The organism is Pseudomonas sp. SAS7 (genome assembly GCF_052112345.1).
GTDB classification, from domain to species: Bacteria; Pseudomonadota; Gammaproteobacteria; order Pseudomonadales; family Pseudomonadaceae; genus Aquipseudomonas; species Aquipseudomonas putida_Q.
In genome coordinates this window covers 87,906-113,557 of sequence record NZ_JBEGGO010000018.1, presented here as the reverse complement: position 1 = coordinate 113,557, position 25,652 = coordinate 87,906, and the positions used below count along the sequence as shown (strand labels likewise).

Genomic DNA, 25,652 nt, shown 5'->3' with positions numbered 1-25,652 from the left:
CCGCTGACCATCACCGACCACTCATCAGCGCTGGCTACTCAAGCCTGGCCGTGGGCCTTGAGCTTGAGCTTTTCGGTATCGACACGGACGAACACCGAGTCGGCGGTCACGGTCAGCACATCCTCGGCCCAGACTTCGCAAATCACCCGGCTCTTGCGCCCCACTTCCCCTTCCACTCGGGCCTTGAGCAGAAGCTCGACGCCCATCGGCGTAGGTTTGTGGTAGGTCAGGTTGAGCGTGCCGGTAACGCAGTCGATACGCGGCAGGCTGCCCGGCTCGCGGCCTTCGTTGCGGTAGTGGTAGGCCATGGCCGTCCAGTTGGAATGGCAATCGACCAGCATCGCCAGCAGGCCGCCGTAGACCAGGCCGGGCCAGCCGATGAAGGTGCTGTCGGGTGCATGCCGGCACACCAGGTGGATGCCGTCGGTGTCCCAGTGACTTTGCAGGTGCAGGCCACTGGGGTGGGCGCAGCCGCAGCCGTAGCAGGTGCCTTCAGGCGCGGCGAGGGCCTGAAGAGAAAGTGGGTGATCAGTCATACGCTACCTGTGCTTGTTGGAATGGGGCGCGCAACGCCCCCATTAGAGCAGATACATCAGGCCGCCTGGGCAACTACCTTGGCATGCCGCTGGGTCAGCGAAACCAGCAGGATGAACGCGGTCACCCCAGCGGTCATCAGGGTTTCATAGCGGTAGGCATCGCTGAACAGCATGTAGCCCAGCACCATGACGATGGTACCGATCACCAGCCAGGTCAACCATGGGAACAGCCACATCTTCAGCTCCAGCGGGCGCCCTTCACGGTCGGCGCGGGCACGCATGCGCAGCTGCGACACGGCAATCACCAGATACACCAGCAAGGCGATGGCGCCGGTGGTGGACAGCAAGAAGCCGAAGACCTTACCCGGGAACACATAGTTGACCAGGCACCCGGCAAAACCAGCCAGCGTCGAGAAGATGACCGCCACGGTCGGCACGCCCGAGCCGGAGATACGCTTGGTCATGCTCAGTGCCTGGCCGCGGGCACCCAGCGAATACAGCATGCGCGACGCGGTGTACAGGCCCGAGTTCATGCAACTGGTCACCGCCACCAGTACCACCAGGTCGACCAGCAGCTTGGCGCCCGGCACGTTCAGCACTTCCAGCACGCGCTGGAAGGAACCGACCGCTTTCAGCGCGGGGTCATTCCAGGCTACCAGCGACACCACCAGGAAGATCGACGCCAGGTAGAAGATGGCAATGCGGTACACCACCAGGTTGGTGGCACGGCGGATCTTGTCTTTCGGGTTGGCGGTTTCGTCAGCGGCAATGGTGACGATTTCGGCGCCGAAGAACGAGAAGATGGTGATCAGCACGCCACCGAGCACAGTGCCGAACCCGTTGGGCATGAAGCCGCCGTTTTCCCACAGCCGGCTGACCCCGGACACCTCGGCCAGCGGCCAGAAGCCGAATACCGCCAGGCTGCAGACCACGATGAAGGCAATGATCGCCACCACCTTGACCAGCGCGAACCAGTACTCGAAGGCGCCAAAGTTCTTCACGCTGATCAGGTTGGTACCCGACAGCACCAGCATGATCAGGAAGGCGAACAACCAGGACGGTACGCCTGGGAAGTAAGCATGCAGGATGTCGGCGCCGGCAATCGCCTCGACCGGAATGATCAGCACCCAGAACCACCAGTACAACCAGCCGATGGTAAAGCCCGCCCAAGGGCCGATGGCCTCGGAGGCGTAGGTGGAGAACGAGCCGCTGTTAGGGTTGGCGATGGCCATTTCGCCCAGCATGCGCATCACCAGCAACACCAGCAGGCCGGTCATGGCGTAGGAAATGAGAATGGCCGGGCCGGCGGTGGCGATGGCGTTTGAGGAACCGATGAACAAGCCAGCGCCGATGATACCGGCAATGGAGATCATGGAAACCTGACGGGAAGTCAGGCCGTGCTGCAGGGAACGCTGTTTCTTGTTGTCTTGCGAAGCCATGAAGAACCCTCGAATGGGTCGGCCGCGACAAAGCGGCTGAAGGTCGGAGCAGAATTCTTGTAAATTTCTGATAGTCGTTTTTGTTGTTTTGCAGATGCCGGAAGCGGGTACTGACCTCCTCTTCACATGACCGGTTGTAATCGTTGATCCAGGTCAGTATTAATCTATAGGCCGGGGTCAACAAACGACCTTTTCGAACCACATGATTCCGCTTTGGAATGAACTCCTTCCTTTTTTGCTCGGTATTTGCCTGTCATGTCCAAACGCCTGATGCCTTCGACCACCGCCCTTCAGTGCTTCGAAGCGGCCGCCCGCCACCTCAGCTTCACCCGCGCGGCCCAGGAACTGCACCTGACCCAGAGCGCCGTCAGCAAGCAGGTGGCGCAGCTCGAAGACATGCTGTCGCACTCGCTGTTCCAGCGCATTCGCCGGCGCCTGCACCTGACCCCGGCCGGCGCGCTGTACCTCACCGAAGTGAACAAGATCCTCACCCAGATCGATATTTCCAGCCGCTACATCCTCAGCTACGGCGACGAAACCGAAGTGCTGCGCATCGCCACCCAGCCTACGTTCGGTGCACGCTGGCTAGTGCCCAAACTCAAGGGTTTCGGCGATCGCTACCCACGTATTCACCTGGATGTGCGCAACGAACTGGAGCCATTCGACCTGGTGCAGGCCAAGGCCGACGTGGCCTTTTTCTTCGGCCAAGGCACCTGGCCTGGGGCAACCTGCATCGAGCTGTTCAGCGAAGAAGTGGTGCCGGTGTGCAGCCCGCAGTTGCTGGCCAACCACCCCTTTGAAAGCGCCCAGGCACTGACCGAGCACCGCCTGTTGCAGTGCGTGTCGCGGCCGGAGGCCTGGCATGAATGGTTTCTGGGGCTGGGGCTGCACAGCCAGAACAGCTACCACGGGCCGCGTTTCGACACGTTCTACCTGTGCATTCGCGCGGCGATTGCCGGTTGCGGCATAGCCCTGATTCCGCGCTACCTGGTGGCCGAGGAGCTGAGCGAGGGCAAGCTGGTGGTGGCCTGGGACCACCCGGTGGCGAGCAACGGCAAGCACTTTATCGCGCATGCCGAGCATGCTGCCGAAGTGCCCAAGATCAGGGCCTTTGTGCAGTGGATCCGGGAGCGGGTGGCTGAGGGGGGTTGATATAGCCTGAGCAGACCTCTTCGCGGGTAAACCCGCTCCCACAGGGATCGCACAATGCTCAGGTCCATGGTGAACCTGTGGGAGCGGGTTTACCCGCGAAGAGGCCGGCACAGGCAACACACATTCCGGCCAGATCACGAATTCAGGGAATGACCGCAATCGAATAATTCGTTTGCGGCATAACCCCTCAACACGCTTGGATAATAAGAAACTTGAACAAAGGTCCCGCGTGCCCATGAACCAGGAAAGTATCAGCCAGTCCATCGCCATCGTTCACCCGATCACACTTTCCCATGGCCGTAATGCCGAAGTCTGGGACACCGACGGCAAACGTTACATCGACTTTGTCGGCGGCATCGGCGTGCTCAACCTGGGCCACTGCAACCCCGCCGTGGTCGAAGCGATCCAGGCTCAGGCCACCCGCCTGACCCACTATGCGTTCAACGCCGCGCCCCACGGCCCATACCTGGCGCTGATGGAACAGCTGAGTCAGTTCGTACCGGTCAGCTACCCGTTGGCCGGCATGCTCACCAACAGCGGTGCGGAAGCGGCAGAAAACGCCCTGAAGGTTGCCCGTGGCGCTACAGGCAAGCGCGCCATCATTGCCTTCGATGGCGGTTTCCATGGCCGCACCCTGGCCACCCTGAACCTCAACGGCAAGGTGGCCCCTTACAAGCAACGGGTGGGCGAGCTGCCTGGGCCGGTGTACCACCTGCCCTACCCTGGCGCCGATACCGGGGTTACCTGCGAGCAGGCACTCAAGGCCATGGAGCGCCTGTTCAGCGTCGAACTGGCCGTGGAAGACGTGGCAGCGTTCATCCTCGAGCCGGTGCAGGGCGAAGGCGGTTTCCTCGCCCTCGACCCGGCTTTCGCCCAGGCCCTGCGCCGCTTCTGCGACCAACACGGCATCCTGATCATCATCGACGAGATCCAGTCCGGCTTCGGCCGCACCGGCCAGCGCTTCGCTTTCCCGCGCTTAGGGATCGAGCCCGACCTGCTGCTGGTGGCCAAGAGCATCGCCGGCGGCATGCCGCTGGGGGCGGTGGTCGGGCGCAAGGAACTGATGGCAGCACTACCCAAGGGCGGCCTCGGTGGCACCTATTCGGGCAACCCGATTGCCTGTGCGGCGGCGTTGGCCAGCCTGGCACAGATGACCGACGAGAACATCGCCACCTGGGGTGAGCGCCAGGAGCAGGCCATCGTCAGCCGCCACCAGCGCTGGAAGGCTTCGGGCCTGAGCCCCTACATTGGCCGCCTGACGGGCGTGGGCGCTATGCGCGGCATCGAATTCGTCAATGCCGACGGCAGCCCGGCGCCGGCGCAACTGGCCAAGGTAATGGAGTCGGCACGGGCCAAGGGCTTGCTGCTGATGCCCAGCGGCAAGGCGCGACACATCATCCGCCTGCTGGCACCGTTGACCATCGAGGCCGAGGTGCTCGAGGAAGGGCTGGATATCCTCGAGCAGTGCCTGGTGGAGCTGAACTGAGGCTTACAGGCCCAGTTCTTCAGGGGTCAGCATGTCGGATTCGAAGGCGATCCAGCCGCCTTCGAGTTCGGCGTGGCCGTTGACGATCGGGCCGTAGTAGGTCAGGCCGTTCTCCAGGGTCACGCAGATGTGCGTGGCCTGTTTTTCAGGTGCCGCGAGCGTACCGACGAAATGCACCTTCTTCAGGGTTTCGGTCACCGCTTCCAGCCCCACGCGCATGCTGGGGTTTTCCGAAGCTTCGGTATCTCCGCCACGGTCTTCGGCGCTGATGGTCACGGTGGCGGTGTACGGGTACTTGGTGCTCAAGCGGGGTTACCTCAGTGGGTGTGTAGGCGTAAGGGCGCGTAGAGTACGGCAGGCGGTCTCCGTTGTCTCTACAGGTGATCTGAATGCCCCGATCTGTTAGGGTGCCCGCCGATGCACGCCACACCACACGAGGATCCCGAGTGAGCGCCGAAGAACCCCTGATCGCCGACCTGTTCGATGTCGACAAACGCCTGTCCCTCAAGCCCGTCGTGGACTTCAACAGCTACCTGCGCAACGCCTTCGGCGAAGGCCCGTGCCGCTGCCACCGCTGCACTGAAGGTGGCGACGAAAGCACCTACAGCCACGCCCACACCTTCACCTTCGACAGCCGCCAGTGGCACCGCCGCTTCGCCAGCACCTCGGGCAGCGATGTCGCCCAGGTACTGAAAAAGGCCTGGCTGTCGTACACCAAGGCCGACCTCAACCTGGTCGGCACACTGGACCTGACCACCCTCAAGACCTTTACCGAAGCCGCCCTGCACTCGCGTCTGCTGGCGCTGCTGACGGCCAGCGGGGTAGCCCGTGAAGTGGATGGCCAGTGGATGCTGCAAGCCCAGGCCGACTGACGGCCCGGCGGCAGGGCAGGATTCCACCGGTCTGCTAACGTGGTGGAATCCGCCCATTCGCAGGTAGTCCGCCATGGCCCGCACAACGCCCATCGAGCTGTACCGCAATATCGGCATCGTCGCCCACGTGGACGCCGGCAAGACCACCACTACCGAGCGGATCCTGTTCTACACCGGGGTCAACCACAAGATGGGCGAGGTGCACGATGGCGCCGCGACCATGGACTGGATGGCCCAGGAGCAGGAACGCGGTATCACCATCACCTCGGCGGCGACCACCGCGTTCTGGCAAGGCTCGACCAAGCAGTTTGAGCACAAGTACCGCTTCAACATCATCGACACCCCCGGCCACGTCGACTTCACCATCGAGGTGGAGCGTTCGTTGCGCGTGCTCGATGGCGCAGTGGTGGTATTCAGCGGTGCTGACGGGGTAGAGCCACAGTCCGAGACGGTCTGGCGCCAAGCCAACAAATACCATGTGCCACGCCTGGCCTACATCAACAAGATGGACCGCCAGGGTGCCGACTTCCTGCGTGTGGTCAAGCAGATCGACCAGCGCCTGGGGCACCACCCGGTACCGATCCAGCTGGCCATCGGCAGCGAGGAGAACTTCATCGGCCAGATCGACCTGGTGAAGATGAAAGCCATTTACTGGAACGACGCTGACCACGGCACCAGCTACCGCGAAGAAGACATACCCGCCGAACTGCAGACGCTTGCCGACGAATGGCGCGCGCACATGATAGAAGCAGCCGCCGAGGCCAATGACGAACTGCTCAACAAGTTTCTTGAAGGCGAAGAGCTAAGCATCGAAGAGATCAAGGCCGGATTGCGCAAACGCACCATCGCCAACGAAATCGTGCCGACCATCCTCGGCTCCTCTTTCAAGAACAAGGGCGTACCGCTGATGCTCGATGCGGTAATCGACTACCTGCCCGCCCCGTCGGAAATCCCTGCCATCCGCGGCACCGACCCGGACGATGAAGAAAAGCACCTGGAACGGCACGCCGACGACAAAGAGCCGTTCTCGGCCCTGGCTTTCAAGATTGCCACCGACCCGTTCGTCGGCACACTCACCTTTGCCCGCGTTTATTCCGGCGTGCTCAGCTCAGGCAACGCGGTACTCAACTCGGTCAAAGGCAAGAAGGAACGCATCGGCCGTATGGTGCAAATGCATGCCAACCAGCGTGCCGAAATCAAGGACGTGTGCGCCGGCGACATCGCCGCGCTGATCGGCATGAAGGACGTGACCACCGGCGACACCCTGTGCGACATGGACAAACCGATCATCCTCGAACGCATGGACTTCCCTGACCCGGTGATTTCCGTGGCCGTGGAGCCCAAGACCAAGGCCGATCAGGAAAAAATGGGCATCGCCCTGGGCAAGCTGGCCCAGGAAGACCCGTCATTCCGCGTGCGTACCGACGAAGAGACCGGCCAGACCATCATCTCGGGAATGGGCGAGTTGCACCTGGACATCATCGTCGACCGCATGCGCCGCGAGTTCAACGTCGAGGCCAACATCGGCAAGCCGCAGGTGGCCTACCGGGAAAAGATCCGCAACACCTGCGAGATCGAGGGGCGTTTTGTGCGCCAGTCCGGCGGCCGTGGCCAGTATGGCCATTGCTGGATCCGTTTCGCCCCCGGCGACGAAGGCAAGGAAGGCCTGGAGTTCATCAACGAAATCGTTGGCGGCGTAGTACCGCGCGAGTACATCCCGGCGATCCAGAAGGGTATCGAGGAGCAGATGAAGAACGGCGTGCTTGCCGGTTATCCGCTGATCAGCCTCAAGGCCGCCGTGTTCGACGGTTCGTACCACGATGTCGACTCCAACGAAATGGCCTACAAGATCGCGGCTTCAATGGCCACCAAGCAGCTGTCGCAGAAAGGCGGCGCGGTGTTGCTGGAACCGGTGATGAAAGTGGAGGTGGTGACGCCGGAGGAATACCAGGGCGACATTCTGGGCGACCTCAGCCGGCGCCGCGGGATGATCCAGGACGGTGACGAAACACCGGCCGGCAAGGTGATCCGTGCCGAGGTGCCGTTGGGCGAGATGTTCGGCTACGCCACCTCGATGCGTTCGATGACCCAGGGCCGGGCCAGCTTCTCGATGGAGTTCACCCGCTATGCCGAGGCACCGGCGAGCATCGCCGATGGCATCGTCAAGAAAAACCGCGGGGAGTAAGCGGTTCCCCTGTACCGGCCCCTTCGCGGCTAAAGCCGCTCCCACAAGGGATCGCATACCCCTATGGGAGCGGCTTTAGCCGCGAAGTGGCCGGTACAGGCCACAATCAGGCTCAGTGCTGCTCACCTGCCCGCTTCAACAGCTTCTTGCACCGCTCTGACAAATGCACCACGCGCAAATGCTTGCCCGCCTTCGCATACCGCTCTCGCAAGGTCTTGAGCGCCGCAACCGCCGAATAGTCGACAAAACTCAAATGCTGGCAATCCAGCGTGACCTGGGCCGGGTCCTGGGCCGTGTCGAACTGGTTGAGGAACGAGGCGGTAGAGGCAAAGAACAGCGTGCCATGCACCTGATAACGCTTGCCGCCTTCCCCGTCCTCATGGCTGTCGGCGTACAGCTCCCGCGCATGCTGCCAGGCAAAGTTGAGCGCCGCGATGATGATGCCGAACAGCACTGCCATGGCCAGGTCGGTAAACACCGTCACAACGGTCACCGCAATGATCGCCAGCACATCGTTCACCGGCACCTTGTGCAGCACCCGCAGCGACGCCCAGGCGAAGGTCTGCTGGGCCACCACGAACATCACCCCGACCAGCGCCGCCAGCGGGATACGCTCGATCAGCGGCGACAGGAACAGCACGAACAGCAAGATCATCACCCCGGCCACCACCCCCGACAACCGGCCACGGCCATTGGAGCTGAGGTTGATCACCGTCTGCCCGATCATCGCGCAACCGCCCATGCCACCGCACAGGCCCGAGACCATGTTTGCCGCCCCCAGCGCCACGCACTCGCGGTCCGGGAAGCCACGGCTCTCGGTCACTTCATCGGTCAGGTTGAGGGTGAGCAAGGTCTCCAGCAGGCCGACCATGGCCATCAGCACCGCATAGGGGGCAATGATCTTCAGGGTTTCCAGGTTCCAGGGCACATCCGGCAGCGCCAGCCCCGGCAGGCCACCGGCGATGTGCGCCATGTCGCCCAGGGTGCGGGTAGGCAGGTCGAGCAGGTACACCAGCAGGCCAACGCCCAAGATCGCCACCAGCGCCGGCGGCACCGCACGGGTCAGTTTCGGCAGCACGTAGACCACGGCCATTGTGAGTGCCACCAGGCCGATCATCAGGTACAGCGGCGCGCCACTGAGCCAGTGCTCACCGTCCTTGAAATGCTCCAGCTGCGCCATGGCAATGACGATGGCCAAGCCGTTGACGAAGCCGAGCATGACCGGGTACGGCACCAGGCGCACCAGCTTGCCCAGGCGCAACAGGCCAAACAGGATCATCACCACGCCACCCAGCAGCACCGTGGCCAGCAGATACTGCGCGCCGTGCTGCACAACGAGTGCAACGATCACCACCGCCATCGAGCCGGCAGCGCCGGAAATCATCCCCGGTCGCCCCCCAAACAGCGCCGTAAGGGTACAGATGATGAAAGCGCCATACAGGCCCATCAGCGGGTTGAGGTGAGCCACCAGGGCAAAGGCGATGCACTCGGGCACCAAGGCGAACGAGGTGGTCAGGCCGGCGAGCAGGTCGGCGCGTAGTCGGGCGGGCTTCATGGGTTTCCTGTGGTGCAGTCCTGGCGGACGTTACAAAAACGAGGGGCGCGATGTTACGGAATTTGTCTGACAGCGGCCACCGTTCAGCGCACCCGCTCCCGGCTCTGCACTGCCAGGTCCAGCGCGCGCTGCATGTCCAGGCGCGCCGAACGCCCCAGGTCGGGGTGGTTCAGCCGCCCCCCACGCTCCGAAGGCAGGATCGGCGCCGTCAGGTCTTCGGCATCCATCGCCTCGAAATCCTGCTCGGTGCCCAGGGTCAGGGCACTGCGCCGCAACAGCATGCGCACCTGTTCCGGGGTGAGCGCCGGGTTGATCGACAGCATCGCTGCCACGGTGGCAGTCACCAGGGGCGTTGCGTACGATGTGCCACAATGCGCAGCCGCGGCAGCCGCCGGGCGTATACAGGCAGCAGCACTGACATCCACGCGCATGTCGATGTTGGAACTGTGGCGCTTGCGCACATGGTCAGGGGCTTCGACCGAAGTCGCCTTGTCGCTGCGTTGGTGCCCGCCCACCACCAGCAGTTGTTCGGTGATGAACGACGACGGCAGGCGGTATTCATCGGTACCTGACCACGACGCACCGTTGCCCGCCGAATTCACCACCACCACGTCCGGGTGCTCTTTGCGCAGCCAGAGGAAGAACTCCTCAAGCAACTCCTCGTAGCCACTCATCGCCAGCCCGGAACGCACCAGCGAATCGACCTCATCACCGTTGACGTCGCGTGCGCCAACCCGGTGGATGCCCCAGCTCCAGTTCAGCACCCGCACGCCATCCTCCACCAGGTTCACCGATGCAGCGATGTTGGCGGTGATACCTGCATCCGAATTGCGCTCTACAATCACCTCGAAGCCAGGGCTGTGCTTGCCCAGCCCAGGCAAAAAACCCTCACCCTGCGCGGCGAGAATGCCTGCGACATGGCTACCGTGGCTTGTCGGGCGATCACCGTCGCGAGCATACACGCACGTCTGACCCTGTTCGCAGCCGCCTCGGTATTGGCTGAACCCCGGGGCGTCAAAGTCCACTTCCCGCTCGATTACCCCGACCCGCACGGGCTGCACCGGCAAGCGCGAGGCGCCAATCCGTCGCTGGTAGAAATACAGCGCGTCCATGAAGCGGTTGGCGGCCCATTCATCCGCTTGGTCGATGGCCTTGGTGTCGCGCCCACTTCCCTCTTCCCCACGCTCTGGGGCGGACTCCTCGACAATCACGGCATCCACGCTGACCTCACTGCCCATGCGCAGGATCATCGCGTCACGCTGCACCAGGTCGTCCACCGGCAAGCGCAGCTGGTAGACATTCAGCGGCGGTATGGCACCGACAACCTGGGCGCCGTATTTACCGGCAATGCGCCGGGCCTCGCCAAGGCCGTCGTGTTTTTCTTCGATCAACAGGCTGACCAGGTCGACATAGGTAGTCAGCCCATCCATGTTCTTCGCCACTGCATCAGGCCTTGCGGCAACAACATGACTGCGCTGGCGGGTCAGCCATATCGGGTTGCTGGTGCGGCCATCATATTCCAGCCACAGGGGCGCGCTGCGCTGGGCTTGTTTCGCCAGGTTCAGGGTAAGCCGGTCACCTGTCCGTTCAATATCGGCTGTTGGCAGTCGCACACCGCCCAGCCATACCTTTGGCACATCTGCACCGAGCCCCTCGGCACGCAGGCACCATTGCTGCCCGCCTTCGCCGAGCAGGTCGCCGCAACGCTGCAGTTGCTTGATGCGCAGCGTATCCGGTGCCGCCTGTGCACCAAGGCTGCAAAGCCATAACAGCAGGATCAGGCCACCCTTCATGCAATCACCCCACACGCTCCCTGTGAGTGCGACTGGCGGGACAACTCAAAGGTTCATCTACGGCCACCAACTGCCTTGTCGCGTGCAAGCCATTCAGCCATGGAAGCATCCTCCAGCGCGTACTCGCCACGATTTGCCTTCCACACCAGCTCCTTGTCGCGCAGGGCATCGAGGGCCTTCTGTACGTTAGGCGTATTGGCGTTGACTTCTGCCTGGGCCTGCTCCAGCTTGCGTCTGATGTCGATCAAGGTCTGCTCTGTGAACGGCGAGAATGAATGTCGGCTTAGCGTGCGTTCAGCCATTACCTCAAGCACCGCCTGCTGCAACGGCGAAAGCTCGTTCCAGGCACTTTCGTAGTCACTCCAGACACCAGCCTGATGGTTGAGTGCCCCAGTTCGCAGCAGATCGCCCAAGTTGCCCGCCTCACCCAGGCCGACGCTGACTTCGGCCAACAGCTTGTTGAGCATTTCCGGGCGACGGCCGACCAACTCGAAAGCGTATGCCAGGTCCTCTACCTTGAACTGATTGCTATCGGCCAGGCGCCGGTTCCACAAACCCGTGATGAATTCGACATATTCACGCCCCAGCAACGGGAATGGCGTGATGGTGGCACCAAAGAACGGCTGCTTGCTCTTGAGTACCAGGTTGGCCAGCTTGTCGCGGCTGGAGCCTGTGAACACCAGGCGCAAGCCGTCCGGACGGTCGCCACGGTTGAGGTGGTCACGCGCGGCTTTCAGCGCGAACATGGCATTAAGGCCATCTTCGCTGTTTAGGGCGTGCTGAGCCTCGTCGATGATCAGCACTACCATCTGCCCTGACACTTGATGCAACACGGAAAGTGCCTGCGCCAAGGTAGTACCCGCAGGCAGTTGCGGGCGGGTGAAATCCCAGCTCAGGGTGCGCAGCAGGTTTATTTTTTCGATACCGGCCTTTTTCGCGGTCCTGGCCAGCGCCCCTTCGAAACTGGCCAGCGCAGTGCCGATGGCGCCACTGATGAGCTGCGCCGGGGCCGCGTCGCGGTCCGACCACAGGTCCACGTAAACCGGTCGCCAGCCGCGCCGTACGCATTCCGGTATCAAGTCGTTGTTGAGGAAGGTGCTCTTGCCCGTGCGCCGGGGCGCGGCCAGGAACATGCCAGCGCTGTAATCGATCAGCGACTCACCTGCCAGGTCTTGGGCCAGAGCGTTGGCCAGTTGATCACGGCGCAGGAGCGGGCGAACAGGAGCCATGTCATTATCCTCAATTATCTTGCCTACTATAATTTATAGCTTACAAGATAAATAAGGATAATACGACCTTCTGAACAGCGCCGGCGTGATCCAGATCCGGCAGGAAGCCGGCAAATTTGCCATCATGTTGATTCCACCTGCGGAGATCATGGACATGCCGCTACGCCCCCTTTTCATTTCCCTGCTACTGCTTGCCAGCCTCGCCGCCCAGGCCGCTACCGAGGTGGTGCCACTGCAGCACCGCGCCAGCGCCGAACTACTGCCTGCCGCGCAGGCATTCATCGGCAAGGACGGCACGGTCAGCGCTTTCGAGAACAAGCTGATCGTCAACGCCAGCCCCGAGCGCATCGACGACCTGCGGGCCTTGCTCCAGCAACTGGACACCGCTCCCAAGCGCCTGCTGATCAGCGTCGACAACAACGACAGCAACTTCCAGGACAACCGCGGCAACGCACGCGTCATCCACTACGGCACCAGCAACCGCGACGGCGGCATGCAGCAGGTGCAGGCCAGCGAAGGCCAGCCTGCGCTCATTCAGGTAGGCCAGAGCATCCCGATCACCAGCACCAGCACCGACGGCTACGGGCGCATCCAGAGCAACACCGAATACCGCAACGTGACCCAGGGTTTCTACGTCACGCCAAGCTTGAGTGGTGACACGGTTCGTCTGCAAATAAGCACCAATAATGACCGCATCAGCGAGGAACGTGCAGATGTAGTGAAGGTGCAGAGTACCGACACGACAGTCACCGGCAAGCTCGGTGAGTGGATCACCCTGGCAGGCTACAACCAGCAGAGCCAAGCCGACCGCAGCGGGTCAAGCCGCAGTTACAGCACCCAGCGCGGTGAAAACATGACTTTGCGGGTAAAAGTCGACCTTCTCGACTGATCCCAGGCAATTCAAGGCCTCGACCAAAGGCCTTGAAACTGACTGACAAGTCGCATTAGACCAAAGATGTAGTAAGCGAAAAAAACCACTACAAAACATTTGACAGGGTCTTTTTCCCAAGGGCATGATGGCCTCGCTCCCGCTAATCAGGGGCCCTGGCAAGGGCCTTCGAGGCGTGCTCCTCCCACCCCTGGAGGCGCCTCGTGTCTATACGGCCCACAAGGCGGTTCGACGGGATTGCGACTGCAACGAAGAAGTTGTCCCGAGGGACGGAAGCGCATCACCGCAGTACTGGCAATCGCGTAGCACCGCAGCAAGGCAACCACGAGCCGACCTGCCGGAGCACACCTTCGCCTGGCCTGCCCACCCTTCCCCCTTCGAGCCTTCGCGTTCGCCGCCGCACTCCTTAGAACAGGACAGCCGCCAAGCGCCCTGATCTGCACCCGAGCATCAGCACAATTAACCCAAGATCGATGCGACGAGGTTTATTTCCATGGCACTGACACGCGAACAGCAAATTGCAGCCCTCGAGAAAGACTGGGCCGAGAACCCGCGCTGGAAAGGCGTGACCCGTACCTACACCGCCGCTGATGTCGTTCGCCTGCGTGGCTCCCTGCAGCCAGAGCACACCCTGGCCCGCCAAGGTGCAGAAAAACTGTGGAAGCTGGTCACCCAAGGTGCCCACCCGTCCTTCCGCCCAGAAAAAGATTTCGTCAACTGCATGGGCGCCCTGACCGGTGGCCAGGCAGTGCAACAAGTCAAGGCTGGCATCCAGGCCATTTACCTGTCCGGCTGGCAGGTTGCCGCCGACAACAACTCGGCCGAGTCCATGTACCCTGACCAGTCGCTGTACCCGGTTGACTCGGTACCGACCGTGGTCAAGCGCATCAACAACTCGTTCCGCCGCGCCGACCAGATCCAGTGGAAAGCCGGCAAGAACCCGGGCGACGAAGGCTACATCGACTACTTCGCGCCGATCGTGGCAGACGCCGAAGCCGGTTTCGGTGGCGTACTGAACGCCTACGAGCTGATGAAGAACATGATCGAAGCAGGCGCCGCCGGCGTGCACTTCGAAGACCAGCTGGCCTCGGTCAAAAAATGCGGCCACATGGGCGGCAAGGTGCTGGTACCAACCCAGGAAGCCGTACAGAAGCTGGTGGCCGCGCGCCTGGCAGCTGACGTGTCGGGCGTACCGACCATCATCCTGGCCCGTACCGACGCCAACGCCGCCGACCTGCTGACCAGCGACTGCGACCCGTACGACCAGCCGTTCGTGATTGGCGAGCGCACCCGTGAAGGCTTCTACAAGGTCCGCGCCGGCCTCGACCAGGCCATCTCCCGCGGCCTGGCCTACGCGCCATACGCCGACCTGATCTGGTGCGAAACCGCCAAGCCGGACCTGGACGAAGCCCGTCGCTTCGCCGAAGCGATCAAGAAGGAGTACCCGGACCAGATCCTGTCGTACAACTGCTCGCCTTCCTTCAACTGGAAGAAGAACCTGGACGACGCCACCATCGCCAAGTTCCAGCGCGAGCTGTCGGCAATGGGCTACAAGCACCAGTTCATCACCCTGGCGGGCATCCACAACATGTGGCACGGCATGTTCAACCTGGCGCACGACTACGCCCGCAACGACATGACCGCCTACGTGAAGCTGCAAGAGCAGGAATTCGCTGACGCCAGCAAAGGCTACACCTTCGTGGCGCACCAGCAGGAAGTGGGTACCGGTTACTTCGATGACATGACCACCGTGATCCAGGGTGGCGCATCGTCGGTGACTGCCCTGACCGGCTCGACCGAGGAAGAGCAGTTCCACTGATAGCGGCTTGCCGCTGAAGAAAGGCCCAAGGCTCTCGCGAGCCTTGGGCCTTTCTCTTTGCCGATACAGACCGACCAGGAACATACGGAACCTGTAGGAGCGGCCTTGTGTCGCGAAAGGGCTGCGCAGCAGCCCCAGCAATTTGTGCATCTGCGCCGAAACATTGGGGCCGCTGCGCAGCCCTTTCGCGACACAAGGCCGCTCCTACAGGGGGGATCGTGCAGGCCTGCGGTATGTCAGTGCTTCATGCCCAGCTCTGCGTCATCCATCAGCGCCTTGGCCATTGCACGCAGGTAGTGAGCAGCCCAGATCATCATGGGTTTCTCCTCCATCAGGCCAGTGATGGTCAGCTCACTGACATAGCCCATCAACTCCGACGACTGCTCGCGGGCGTCCCGACAAGGAACGCCTGGCCCGATGCGGAACAGTGGATGGGTGCCGTTTTCGCCTTGATAGAAAGTGGTCTTGCCGACGGTGAGCTGGGTGTCTTCTGTTGTCATTGTTCAATTCCCTGAAAATTCTCTAATGCCTGGGCCGGCCCTTTCGCGGGCACGCCCGCTCCCACAGGTACTGTGCAAGTCTTGAAGCCTGTGGTGATCCTGTGGGAGCGGGCGTGCCCGCGAAGGGGCCGGCCCTGACAACACATTAAGCAGCCTTAGTGCGAAGTCCTGCGCTCACTGGGCGCCATGGCTGGAGATTAATCAAGAGCAGTGATGCAACCTTCAATATCGAAGGGGACAGACAAGGCGGGCAGAGGTAGCTTCACAGGCGTGACTGGCCCGAAACAGATGTAGGAGCAGCCTTGCGCTGCGAAGCGCCGCGCGGGCGGCGCTCGATCTCACAGGCGCCGCATTGCTTTCGCCAAGCCCATGCCAGCCCTAACCCAATCCAAAGGCATCACCAGCAAAACCCAGGATCAGGTCTATGCTTGAGGCAGCACAGCAGCAAGGACCGCCCATGCCTCGTCCAAGCCACCTGATGATTCTGGCCTTGGCCGCCGCCGCCCTCTATATATATGCACTGGCCAGCGACAATACCCTGCTCGGCCTGCTGGCCAAACCCGTTCCCGTCCTGGCGCTTGTCGCCTGGCTGCGCAGGGCCCCGGTCACACCTTATCGCAAGTGGCTCTCAATCGGCCTGGGCTTCTCGGCACTCGGCGACATACTGCTGGCCATCCCCGCAGACCTGTTCGTATTCGGCCTGGCCGCCTTCCTCTGTGCCCACCTGGCTTACCTGCGCGGCTACTGCGGCATCACCCTGCGCCCCGCCCTGCCCGCACTGATCTTCAGCGCTATCACCGGCATCGCGCTGCTCGGCGTACTGGCCAGCCACGGCCTCGGCCCGTTGCTGATCCCTGTCGCGTTGTACGCCCTGGCCATCAGCGCCATGCTCTGGCGCGCCCTGGCCTGTGGCGGGCTGGCCGCAATCGGCGCCGGCCTGTTCGTGCTCTCCGACAGCCTGATCGGCATCGACCGCTTCGTCAGCCCGTTCGCCGCCGCGCCGTACCTGATCATCCTCACCTACTGGCTCGGCCAGTGGGCGATTGCTGCATCAGCCAGTCACCGATCAACCGATAAAGTATTGACCCAGAGCGGTGCGCGCAGCGTCGGAAGCTGCTAAAACAGGAGTCTTTCGCATTTGCAAGTAGGGGGACTCGCCGGATGAACTTTACAAGGCACAGAACAGCCAAATTACATGGCATCAGGTCAAATGATATTAATTATCATTCCGAAACTTGTAATTCGTTACCAGTCGCAAGAAACATAATTAACAAAACCGCACGCAATGCCCGAATTTCAAGGCTTTCAGCCATTTACGAGTGCCTTTTGTTCTTAATCCTACGAATAAATTTGCGACAGAAATTTTACTTGCACCGGGTTTACCCATAAAATCAGCGCGATTGATTCAGCTGCGACATTTGGTCACTGCACCTGCGACACCACGTCGCCGCTTTACTTATTTCAGACTGCAGAGCTGGGTCTCTGTATAAGGATCTCTAGCATGTCCGATTCGGCAGGACTCATCGCCCACAACTGGGGCTTTGCCATCTTCCTCCTGGGTGTCGTCGGCCTGTGTGCCTTCATGCTCGGCCTGTCCAGCCTGCTCGGTAGCAAGGCCTGGGGTCGCGCCAAGAACGAACCCTTCGAATCCGGCATGCTGCCCGTCGGCAGCGCCCGCCTGCGCCTGTCCGCCAAATTCTATCTGGTCGCGATGCTGTTCGTGATCTTCGATATCGAAGCCCTCTTTCTCTTTGCATGGTCTGTGTCCGTCCGCGAAAGCGGCTGGACCGGGTTCGTCGAAGCTCTCGTTTTCATAGCAATTCTGTTGGCAGGTCTTGTCTACCTATGGCGCGTCGGTGCTCTTGATTGGGCTCCCGAAGGTCGCCGCAAGCGGCAAGCGAAGCTGAAACAATGAGGCTTTGGCAATGCAATACAATCTCACCAGAATCGATCCGGATGCGCCCAACGAGCAGTACCCGGTAGGTGAACGGGAAACCGTCACCGATCAGCTGCTAGAGGACCAGGTCCACAAGAACATCTACATGGGGAAACTCGAAGATGTGCTGCGTGGCGCGGTCAACTGGGGTCGCAAGAACTCCCTCTGGCCGTACAACTTCGGCCTGTCCTGCTGCTACGTGGAAATGACCACGGCCTTCACGGCACCCCACGACATCGCCCGCTTCGGCGCCGAAGTCATCCGGGCCTCGCCGCGTCAGGCCGACTTCATGGTCATCGCCGGTACCTGCTTCATCAAGATGGCGCCGATCATCCAGCGCCTGTATGAGCAGATGCTCGAGCCGAAATGGGTCATCTCCATGGGCTCGTGCGCCAACTCCGGTGGCATGTACGACATCTACTCGGTCGTTCAGGGGGTCGACAAGTTCCTCCCCGTGGACGTCTATGTGCCTGGCTGCCCGCCACGCCCTGAGGCTTTCCTGCAAGGCTTGATGCTGTTGCAGGAGTCGATCGGCCAAGAACGACGCCCGCTTTCCTGGGTTGTTGGTGATCAAGGTATTTACCGTGCCGAGATGCCAGCCCAGAAAGACCTGCGTCGTGAGCAGCGCATTGCAGTAACCAACCTGCGCAGCCCCGACGAAGTCTGATCCAGCGACCTGCCGCCCGCTCCCCCTGGAGCCGGCGGCCTGGCTTCATTCTTAACGTTGACCCAAAGCGACCGAGACCATGACAGCGGACAACGCTATTTATATTCCGCCCTACAAGGCTGACGACCAGGATGTGGTCGTCGAACTGAACAACCGTTTTGGCGCCGAAGCATTCGTCGCCCAGGAAACCCGCACCGGCATGCCCGTGCTGTGGGTAAAGCGCGCCCAGCTCAAAGAGGTGCTCAGCTTCCTGCGCGGTGTCGCCAAGCCTTACAGCATGCTGTACGACCTGCACGGCGTCGACGAACGCCTGCGTACCCAGCGCCGTGGCCTGCCGGCCGCCGACTTCAGTGTGTTCTACCACCTGCTGTCGATCGAGCGTAACAGCGACGTGATGATCAAGGTGTCGCTGAGCGAAGGCGACCTGAACCTGCCGACCGTGACCGGTATCTGGCCAAACGCCAACTGGTACGAACGCGAAGTGTGGGACATGTTCGGCATCGACTTTGCCGGCCACCCGCACCTCAGCCGCATCATGATGCCGCCCACCTGGGAAGGTCACCCGCTGCGCAAGGACTACCCGGCCCGTGCCACCGAGTTCGACCCCTATAGCCTGACCCTGGCCAAGCAGCAGCTCGAAGAAGAGTCGGCACGCTTCAACCCGGAAGCCTGGGGCATGAAGCGTCAGGGCGCCAACGAGGACTACATGTTCCTCAACCTCGGCCCCAACCACCCTTCGGCGCACGGTGCGTTCCGTATCGTCCTGCAGCTGGACGGTGAAGAGATCGTCGACTGCGTACCGGACATCGGCTACCACCACCGTGGCGCCGAAAAAATGGCCGAGCGCCAGTCCTGGCACAGCTTCATCCCCTACACCGACCGTATCGACTACCTCGGCGGGGTGATGAACAACCTGCCGTACGTTCTGGCGGTGGAAAAGCTGGCAGGCATCAAGGTGCCGCAGAAGGTCGACGTGATTCGCGTGATGCTGGCCGAGTTCTTCCGCATCACCAGCCACCTGCTGTTCCTGGGTACCTACATCCAGGACGTGGGCGCCATGACCCCGGTGTTCTTCACCTTCACCGACCGCCAGCGCGCCTACACCGTGATCGAAGCGATCACCGGTTTCCGCCTGCACCCGGCCTGGTACCGCATCGGTGGCGTCGCCCACGACCTGCCGCGCGGCTGGGAGAAACTGGTCAAGGACTTCGTCGACTGGCTGCCAAAGCGCCTCGACGAGTACACCAAGGCTGCCCTGCAAAACAGCATCCTCAAGGGCCGTACCATTGGCGTTGCCGCGTATAACACCAAGGAAGCCCTGGAATGGGGCACGACCGGTGCCGGCCTGCGCTCCACCGGTTGCGATTTCGACCTGCGCAAGGCCCGCCCCTACTCCGGCTACGAGAACTTCGAGTTCGAAGTACCGCTGGCCCACAACGGCGATGCCTACGATCGCTGCATGGTCCGTGTCGAGGAGATGCGCCAGAGTATCCGCATCATCGACCAGTGCCTGCGCAACATGCCGGAAGGCCCGTACAAGGCGGATCACCCGCTGACCACGCCGCCACCGAAAGAGCGCACCCTGCAGCACATCGAGACCCTCATCACGCACTTCCTGCAAGTCTCGTGGGGCCCGGTCATGCCGGCCAACGAGTCGTTCCAGATGATCGAGGCGACCAAGGGCATCAACAGTTACTACCTGACGAGCGATGGCGGCACCATGAGCTACCGCACCCGGATCCGTACCCCGAGCTACCCGCACCTGCAGCAGATCCCTTCGGTGATCAAAGGCAGCATGGTCGCCGACCTCATTGCGTACCTGGGCAGTATCGACTTCGTTATGGCTGACGTGGACCGCTAAGCATGAACAGCACGCTTATCCAGACAGACCGTTTCGCCCTGAGCGAAACAGAGCGCTCGGCCATCGAGCACGAGATGCATCACTACGAGGACCCGCGCGCGGCGTCCATCGAAGCCCTGAAGATCGTCCAGAAGGAACGTGGCTGGGTGCCGGACGGCGCCATCCACGCCATCGGCGACGTGCTGGGCATCCCGGCCAGCGACGTCGAGGGTGTAGCCACCTTCTACAGCCAGATCTTCCGCCAGCCGGTTGGCCGCCACATCATTCGCGTGTGCGACAGCATGGTCTGCTACATCGGCGGCCATGAATCGGTCGTCAGCCAGATCCAGAGCGAGCTGGGCATCGGCCTCGGCCAGACCACCGCCGACGGCCGCTTCACCCTGCTGCCGGTGTGCTGCCTGGGCAACTGCGACAAGGCCCCGGCGCTGATGATCGACGACGACACCTTTGGCGACGTGCAGCCCGCTGGCGTCACCAAACTGCTGGAGGGTTACGTATGACCATTACTTCCTTCGGCCCGGCCAACCGCATTGCGCGCTCGGCCGAAACCCACCCGCTGACCTGGCGCCTGCGTGACGACGGCGAGCCGGTATGGCTGGCCGAGTACCAGGCCAAGAACGGCTACGCCGCTGCCCGCAAGGCACTGAGCGAGATGTCGCAAGACGACATCGTGCAGACCGTGAAGGACTCCGGCCTCAAGGGCCGTGGCGGCGCAGGCTTCCCCACTGGCGTGAAGTGGGGCCTGATGCCCAAAGACGAATCCATGAACATCCGCTACCTGCTGTGCAACGCGGACGAAATGGAGCCCAACACCTGGAAGGACCGCATGCTGATGGAGCAACAGCCCCATCTGCTGGTCGAGGGCATGCTGATCAGCGCCCGCGCCCTGAAGGCCTACCGTGGCTACATCTTCCTGCGTGGCGAATACACCACCGCAGCGAAAAACCTCAACCGCGCCATTGATGAAGCCAAGGCCGCCGGCCTGCTGGGCAAGAACATCCTGGGCTCCGGTTTTGATTTCGAGCTGTTCGTGCACACCGGTGCCGGCCGCTACATCTGCGGTGAAGAAACCGCACTGATCAACTCGCTGGAAGGCCGCCGCGCCAACCCGCGCTCCAAGCCGCCCTTCCCTGCCGCCGTGGGCGTGTGGGGCAAGCCGACTTGCGTGAACAACGTCGAAACCCTGTGCAACGTGCCAGCCATCGTCGCCAACGGCAACGACTGGTACAAGTCGCTGGCCCGCGAAGGTAGCGAAGACCACGGCACCAAGCTGATGGGCTTCTCCGGCAAGGTAAAGAACCCGGGCCTGTGGGAGCTGCCATTCGGCGTCACCGCCCGCGAGCTGTTCGAAGACTACGCTGGCGGCATGCGCGACGGCTTCAAGCTCAAGTGCTGGCAGCCAGGTGGCGCCGGTACCGGCTTCCTGCTGCCCGAGCACCTCGACGCGCAAATGTACGCCGGTGGCATCGCCAAGGTCGGCACCCGTATGGGTACTGGCCTGGCCATGGCGGTCGACGACAGCGTCAACATGGTCTCGCTGCTGCGCAACATGGAAGAGTTCTTCGCCCGCGAGTCGTGCGGCTGGTGCACCCCATGCCGTGACGGCCTGCCGTGGAGCGTGAAAATGCTGCGCGCACTGGAAAACGGCCAGGGCCGCGCCGAAGACATCGAGACCCTGCTGGGTCTGGTCAACTTCCTCGGCCCAGGCCGCACCTTCTGTGCTCACGCACCCGGTGCCGTCGAGCCATTGGGCAGTGCCATCAAATACTTCCGCTCCGAGTTCGAGGCCGGTGTCGCACCAGCCAGTGCTGCCGACGCCCTGCGCCCGAACCTGGCCAAGCCAGTGCCGAGCGGGCCGATCGTGGTCGGCGCATAACAAGATGACTAGGCGGGTGGTCCGTGCCACTCGCCAGCTTGCCGGCAGGCCCGATTCATTCGCGGCGTGTCGCAAGCTCACCGATTTCCATTAGCCACGCCCGCTCACGCGGGCCAACGAAGAACTTTGAACAATGGCCACTATCCACGTAGACGGCAAAGCGCTCGAAGTCAACGGTGCAGACAACCTGTTACAGGCGTGTCTGTCGCTAGGCCTCGACATCCCTTATTTCTGCTGGCACCCGGCGCTTGGTAGCGTTGGCGCCTGCCGGCAGTGCGCGGTCAAGCAGTACACCGACGAGAACGACACCCGTGGTCGTATCGTCATGTCCTGCATGACCCCAGCCTCCGACGGCACCTGGATTTCCATCGAAGATGACGAGTCCAAGGCGTTTCGCGCCAGCGTCGTCGAATGGCTGATGACCAACCACCCGCACGACTGCCCGGTGTGCGAGGAAGGTGGTCACTGCCACCTGCAAGACATGACGGTAATGACCGGCCACAACGAGCGCCGCTACCGTTTCACCAAGCGTACCCACCAGAACCAGGACCTCGGCCCGTTCATCGCCCATGAGATGAACCGCTGCATCGCCTGCTACCGCTGCGTGCGTTACTACAAGGACTACGCCGGCGGTACCGACCTGGGCGTATACGGCGCCCACGACAACGTGTACTTCGGCCGCGTCGAAGACGGCGTGCTGGAGAGTGAATTCTCCGGCAACCTGACCGAGGTCTGCCCGACCGGTGTGTTCACCGACAAGACCCACTCCGAGCGCTACAACCGCAAGTGGGACATGCAGTTTGCCCCAAGCATCTGCCATGGCTGCTCCAGCGGCTGCAACATCAGCCCGGGCGAGCGCTACGGCGAACTGCGCCGGATCGAAAACCGCTTCAACGGCTCGGTCAACCAGTACTTCCTGTGCGACCGTGGCCGCTTCGGTTACGGCTACGTCAACCGCAAGGACCGCCCACGCCAGCCACACCTGGCCGACGGCACCAAGCTGGGCCTGGACGCCGCCCTGGACAAGGCCGCCGACCTGCTGCGCGGCCGTACCATCGTCGGTATCGGCTCGCCACGCGCCAGCCTCGAAAGCAACTACGGCCTGCGTGAGCTGGTCGGTGCCGAGTACTTCTACTCTGGCATGGAAGCTGGCGAACTGGCCCGCGTGCGCCTGGCCCTGAACGTGCTGAACAACAGCCCGCTGCCGGTGCCTACCCTGCGCGACATCGAAGACCACGACGCCGTGTTCGTGCTCGGTGAAGACCTGACCCAGACCGCTGCCCGCGTCGCCCTGGCCGTGCGCCAGGCCACCAAAGGCAAGGCCGAGGCCATGGCCGAAGCGATGAAAGTGCAGCCGTGGCTCGACGCTGCGGTGAAGAACATCGGCCAGCACGCGCTGTACCCGCTGTTCATCGCCTCCCTGGCTGAAACCAAGCTGGACGACGTCGCCGAAGAATGCGTGCACGCCGCCCCGGCCGACCTGGCCCGCATCGGTTTCGCCGTGGCCCACGCCATCGACCCGAGCGCACCTGCCGTTGCCGGCCTGGACGACGAAGCCAAGGCCCTGGCCCAGCGCATCGCCGACGCCCTGGTCGCTGCCAAGCGCCCACTGGTCGTTGCCGGTACTTCCCTGGCCGACCCGGCGCTGATCGAAGCCGCCGCCAACATCGCCAAAGCCCTCAAGCTGCGCGAGAAGAACGGCTCGCTGAGCCTGGTGGTGCCTGAGGCCAACAGCATCGGCCTGGCCATGCTCGGTGGCGAGTCCGTCGATGCCGCGCTGGACGCGGTCATCAGCGGCAAGGCCGACGCCATCGTCGTACTGGAAAACGACCTGTACGCCCGCGTACCGGCCGCCAAGGTCGACGCTGCCCTGGCTGCAGCCAAGGTGGTGATCGTTGCCGACCACTCCAAAACCGCCACTGTCGACCGTGCCCACCTGGTACTGCCAGCGGCCTCGTTCGCCGAAGGCGACGGTACCCTGGTCAGCCAGGAAGGCCGTGCCCAGCGCTTCTTCCAGGTGTTCGACCCACAGTACCTGGACAGCAGCATCCTGATTCACGAAGGCTGGCGCTGGATGCACGCCCTGCGTGCCACCCTGCTGAACAAGCCGGTCGACTGGACCCAGCTGGACCACGTTACCAGCGCCTGCGCCGAAGCCGCCCCGCAACTGGCCGGCATCGTCAACGCTGCGCCAAGCGCCGCGTTCCGCATCAAGGGCATGAAGCTGGCCCGTGAGCCGCTGCGTTATTCCGGCCGTACTGCCATGCGCGCCAACATCAGCGTGCACGAGCCGCGCACCCCGCAAGACAAGGACACCGCGTTCGCCTTCTCCATGGAAGGTTACTCGGGCTCCGCCGAACCGCGCCAGCAGGTGCCGTTCGCCTGGTCGCCGGGCTGGAACTCGCCGCAAGCCTGGAACAAGTTCCAGGACGAGGTCGGTGGCCACCTGCGTGCCGGTGACCCGGGCGTACGCCTGATCGAATCGCAAGGCGACCGCCTGAGCTGGTTCAGCGCCATTCCGGGTGCCTTCAACCCCACCCGTGGCACCTGGACTGCCGTGCCGTTCTTCCACCTGTTCGGCAGCGAAGAAAGCTCGTCGCGCGCCGCCCCGGTGCAAGAGCGCATCCCGGCTGCCTACGTGGCCCTGGCCAAGTCCGAAGCCGACCGCCTGGGAGTCAACGACGGTGCCCTGCTGAGCCTGAACGTTGCGGGTGTGGCCCTGCGCCTGCCGCTGCGTATCAATGAAGAGCTGGGCGCTGGCCTGGTCGCGCTGCCGAAAGGCCTGGCCGGCATTCCGCCTGCCATCTTCGGTGCATCCGTCGAAGGCCTGCAGGAGGCAGCACAATGAGCTGGTTCACCCCCGAAGTGATCGATGTGATCATCCAGGTCGTCAAGGCTATCGTGGTGCTGCTGGCCGTAGTGGTCTGCGGCGCCCTGCTCAGCTTCGTCGAGCGCCGCCTGCTGGGCTGGTGGCAGGACCGCTACGGTCCTAACCGTGTCGGCCCGTTCGGCATGTTCCAGATCGCCGCCGACATGCTGAAGATGTTCTTCAAGGAGGACTGGAACCCGCCCTTCGTCGACAAGATGATCTTCACCCTGGCACCGGTCGTGGCCATGAGCGCCCTGCTGATCGGCTTCTCGATCATCCCGATCACACCGGGCTGGGGCGTTGCCGACCTGAACATCGGCCTGCTGTTCTTCTTCGCCATGGCTGGCCTGTCGGTCTACGCGGTGCTGTTCGCCGGCTGGTCGTCGAACAACAAGTACGCCCTGCTGGGCAGCTTGCGTGCTTCGGCACAGACCGTGTCGTACGAAGTGTTCCTGGGCCTGGCGCTGATGGGCGTAGTGGTGCAGGTAGGCTCGTTCAACATGCGCGACATCGTCGAGTACCAGGCGCAGAACCTGTGGTTCATCATTCCGCAGTTCTTCGGCTTCTGTACCTTCTTCATCGCTGGCGTCGCCGTGACTCACCGTCACCCGTTCGACCAGCCGGAAGCAGAACAGGAACTGGCCGACGGCTACCACATCGAGTATGCCGGCATGAAATGGGGCATGTTCTTCGTCGGTGAGTACATCGGCATCATCCTCATCTCGGCGCTGCTGGTAACCCTGTTCTTCGGTGGCTGGCACGGCCCGTTCGGCATCCTGCCGCAAGTGCCGTTCCTGTGGTTCGCCCTGAAGACCGCGTTCTTCATCATGCTGTTCATCCTGCTGCGCGCCTCGATCCCGCGCCCGCGCTATGACCAGGTGATGGACTTCAGCTGGAAGTTCTGCCTGCCGCTGACCCTGATCAATTTGCTGGTGACCGCTGCGATCGTGCTTTACAACACGCCAGCCGTCGCGGCCCAGTGAGGATT

21 protein-coding genes are annotated in these 25,652 nt (G+C 62.5%); 14 read left to right on the top strand and 7 right to left on the bottom strand.

Going from position 1 to position 25,652, the window contains the following annotated elements:
• Nucleotides 1–38: 38 nt before the first annotated feature.
• The gene (locus tag ABI582_RS24470; protein WP_338744637.1) at nt 39–536 is read right to left on the bottom strand and encodes a PaaI family thioesterase; all 498 of its coding nucleotides are present in this window, start codon (nt 534–536) and stop codon (nt 39–41) included.
• A 56-nt stretch (nt 537–592) separates the two neighbouring features.
• On the bottom strand, nt 593–1,975 hold the full coding sequence (locus ABI582_RS24465) for an amino acid permease (RefSeq protein ID WP_063424918.1): 1,383 nt from the start codon (nt 1,973–1,975) through the stop codon (nt 593–595).
• A gap of 255 nt (nt 1,976–2,230) precedes the next feature.
• Between ABI582_RS24465 and gcvA the strand changes: the two genes are divergently transcribed.
• Both gcvA and ABI582_RS24455 read left to right on the top strand, forming a co-directional pair.
• The gene (gene gcvA / locus ABI582_RS24460; RefSeq protein ID WP_442120536.1) at nt 2,231–3,127 is read left to right on the top strand and encodes a transcriptional regulator GcvA; all 897 of its coding nucleotides are present in this window, start codon (nt 2,231–2,233) and stop codon (nt 3,125–3,127) included.
• A 235-nt stretch (nt 3,128–3,362) separates the two neighbouring features.
• Nucleotides 3,363–4,613: a 2-aminoadipate transaminase gene (locus ABI582_RS24455; RefSeq protein WP_442120535.1), complete on the top strand. Its 1,251-nt coding sequence runs from the start codon at nt 3,363–3,365 to the stop codon at nt 4,611–4,613.
• 3 nt (nt 4,614–4,616) lie between these two features.
• Here ABI582_RS24455 and ABI582_RS24450 read toward each other — a convergent pair whose 3' ends face one another.
• Entirely contained in the window at nt 4,617–4,919 is a 303-nt protein-coding gene (locus ABI582_RS24450) for a hypothetical protein (RefSeq protein ID WP_016488209.1), read from the bottom strand.
• Nucleotides 4,920–5,059: 140 nt separating this feature from the next.
• Between ABI582_RS24450 and ABI582_RS24445 the strand changes: the two genes are divergently transcribed.
• Together ABI582_RS24445 and fusA are read left to right on the top strand one after the other, a co-directional pair.
• Nucleotides 5,060–5,485 carry a hypothetical protein gene (locus tag ABI582_RS24445; protein ID WP_442120534.1) on the top strand — a complete coding sequence of 142 codons (426 nt, stop codon included), beginning with the start codon at nt 5,060–5,062 and terminating at the stop codon, nt 5,483–5,485.
• 73 nt (nt 5,486–5,558) lie between these two features.
• Nucleotides 5,559–7,670: an elongation factor G gene (gene fusA / locus ABI582_RS24440; protein WP_338744641.1), complete on the top strand. Its 2,112-nt coding sequence runs from the start codon at nt 5,559–5,561 to the stop codon at nt 7,668–7,670.
• 112 nt (nt 7,671–7,782) lie between these two features.
• On the opposite strand, the gene ABI582_RS24435 is transcribed toward fusA, so the two are convergent.
• From ABI582_RS24435 to ABI582_RS24425, 3 genes are all read right to left on the bottom strand, one after another.
• Complete coding sequence (locus ABI582_RS24435; protein WP_258908141.1) at nt 7,783–9,225, bottom strand: SulP family inorganic anion transporter; 1,443 nt, start codon at nt 9,223–9,225, stop codon at nt 7,783–7,785.
• An 83-nt stretch (nt 9,226–9,308) separates the two neighbouring features.
• Nucleotides 9,309–11,018, bottom strand: a complete 1,710-nt coding sequence (locus ABI582_RS24430; protein ID WP_442120533.1) for a S8/S53 family peptidase — start codon at nt 11,016–11,018, stop codon at nt 9,309–9,311.
• A gap of 53 nt (nt 11,019–11,071) precedes the next feature.
• Nucleotides 11,072–12,247 carry a hypothetical protein gene (locus tag ABI582_RS24425; RefSeq protein ID WP_442120532.1) on the bottom strand — a complete coding sequence of 392 codons (1,176 nt, stop codon included), beginning with the start codon at nt 12,245–12,247 and terminating at the stop codon, nt 11,072–11,074.
• Nucleotides 12,248–12,371: 124 nt separating this feature from the next.
• Between ABI582_RS24425 and ABI582_RS24420 the strand changes: the two genes are divergently transcribed.
• Together ABI582_RS24420 and aceA are read left to right on the top strand one after the other, a co-directional pair.
• Nucleotides 12,372–13,136, top strand: coding sequence for a secretin N-terminal domain-containing protein (locus ABI582_RS24420; protein WP_442120531.1), 765 nt, complete (start codon nt 12,372–12,374; stop codon nt 13,134–13,136).
• 493 nt (nt 13,137–13,629) lie between these two features.
• A complete protein-coding gene (gene aceA, locus ABI582_RS24415; RefSeq protein ID WP_012273289.1) occupies nt 13,630–14,955 on the top strand; it encodes an isocitrate lyase in 1,326 nt (441 codons plus the stop codon).
• 236 nt (nt 14,956–15,191) lie between these two features.
• Here the strand turns inward: aceA and ABI582_RS24410 are convergent, their stop codons facing one another.
• Nucleotides 15,192–15,455: a DUF3077 domain-containing protein gene (locus ABI582_RS24410; RefSeq protein ID WP_442120530.1), complete on the bottom strand. Its 264-nt coding sequence runs from the start codon at nt 15,453–15,455 to the stop codon at nt 15,192–15,194.
• Nucleotides 15,456–15,912: 457 nt separating this feature from the next.
• Between ABI582_RS24410 and ABI582_RS24405 the strand changes: the two genes are divergently transcribed.
• From ABI582_RS24405 to nuoH, 8 genes are all read left to right on the top strand, one after another.
• Entirely contained in the window at nt 15,913–16,575 is a 663-nt protein-coding gene (locus tag ABI582_RS24405; RefSeq protein ID WP_442120529.1) for a lysoplasmalogenase, read from the top strand.
• Nucleotides 16,576–16,956: 381 nt separating this feature from the next.
• Nucleotides 16,957–17,370 (top strand): NADH-quinone oxidoreductase subunit A, encoded by a 414-nt coding sequence (locus tag ABI582_RS24400; RefSeq protein ID WP_003251427.1) that lies wholly within the window; start codon nt 16,957–16,959, stop codon nt 17,368–17,370.
• 10 nt (nt 17,371–17,380) lie between these two features.
• Nucleotides 17,381–18,058: a NuoB/complex I 20 kDa subunit family protein gene (locus ABI582_RS24395; RefSeq protein ID WP_012313769.1), complete on the top strand. Its 678-nt coding sequence runs from the start codon at nt 17,381–17,383 to the stop codon at nt 18,056–18,058.
• Nucleotides 18,059–18,137: 79 nt separating this feature from the next.
• Nucleotides 18,138–19,919, top strand: a complete 1,782-nt coding sequence (gene nuoC / locus ABI582_RS24390; RefSeq protein ID WP_019470487.1) for an NADH-quinone oxidoreductase subunit C/D — start codon at nt 18,138–18,140, stop codon at nt 19,917–19,919.
• Between the two features lie 2 nt (nt 19,920–19,921).
• Nucleotides 19,922–20,419 carry an NADH-quinone oxidoreductase subunit NuoE gene (gene nuoE / locus ABI582_RS24385; protein ID WP_019470486.1) on the top strand — a complete coding sequence of 166 codons (498 nt, stop codon included), beginning with the start codon at nt 19,922–19,924 and terminating at the stop codon, nt 20,417–20,419.
• Nucleotides 20,416–21,795 (top strand): NADH-quinone oxidoreductase subunit NuoF, encoded by a 1,380-nt coding sequence (nuoF, locus tag ABI582_RS24380; RefSeq protein ID WP_442120528.1) that lies wholly within the window; start codon nt 20,416–20,418, stop codon nt 21,793–21,795. Before nuoE ends, nuoF begins: the two co-directional genes overlap by 4 nt.
• A 133-nt stretch (nt 21,796–21,928) precedes the next feature.
• Nucleotides 21,929–24,643, top strand: a complete 2,715-nt coding sequence (gene nuoG, locus ABI582_RS24375; RefSeq protein ID WP_368976095.1) for an NADH-quinone oxidoreductase subunit NuoG — start codon at nt 21,929–21,931, stop codon at nt 24,641–24,643.
• On the top strand, nt 24,640–25,647 hold the full coding sequence (gene nuoH / locus ABI582_RS24370; protein WP_012273297.1) for an NADH-quinone oxidoreductase subunit NuoH: 1,008 nt from the start codon (nt 24,640–24,642) through the stop codon (nt 25,645–25,647). Before nuoG ends, nuoH begins: the two co-directional genes overlap by 4 nt.
• Nucleotides 25,648–25,652: the final 5 nt, after the last annotated feature.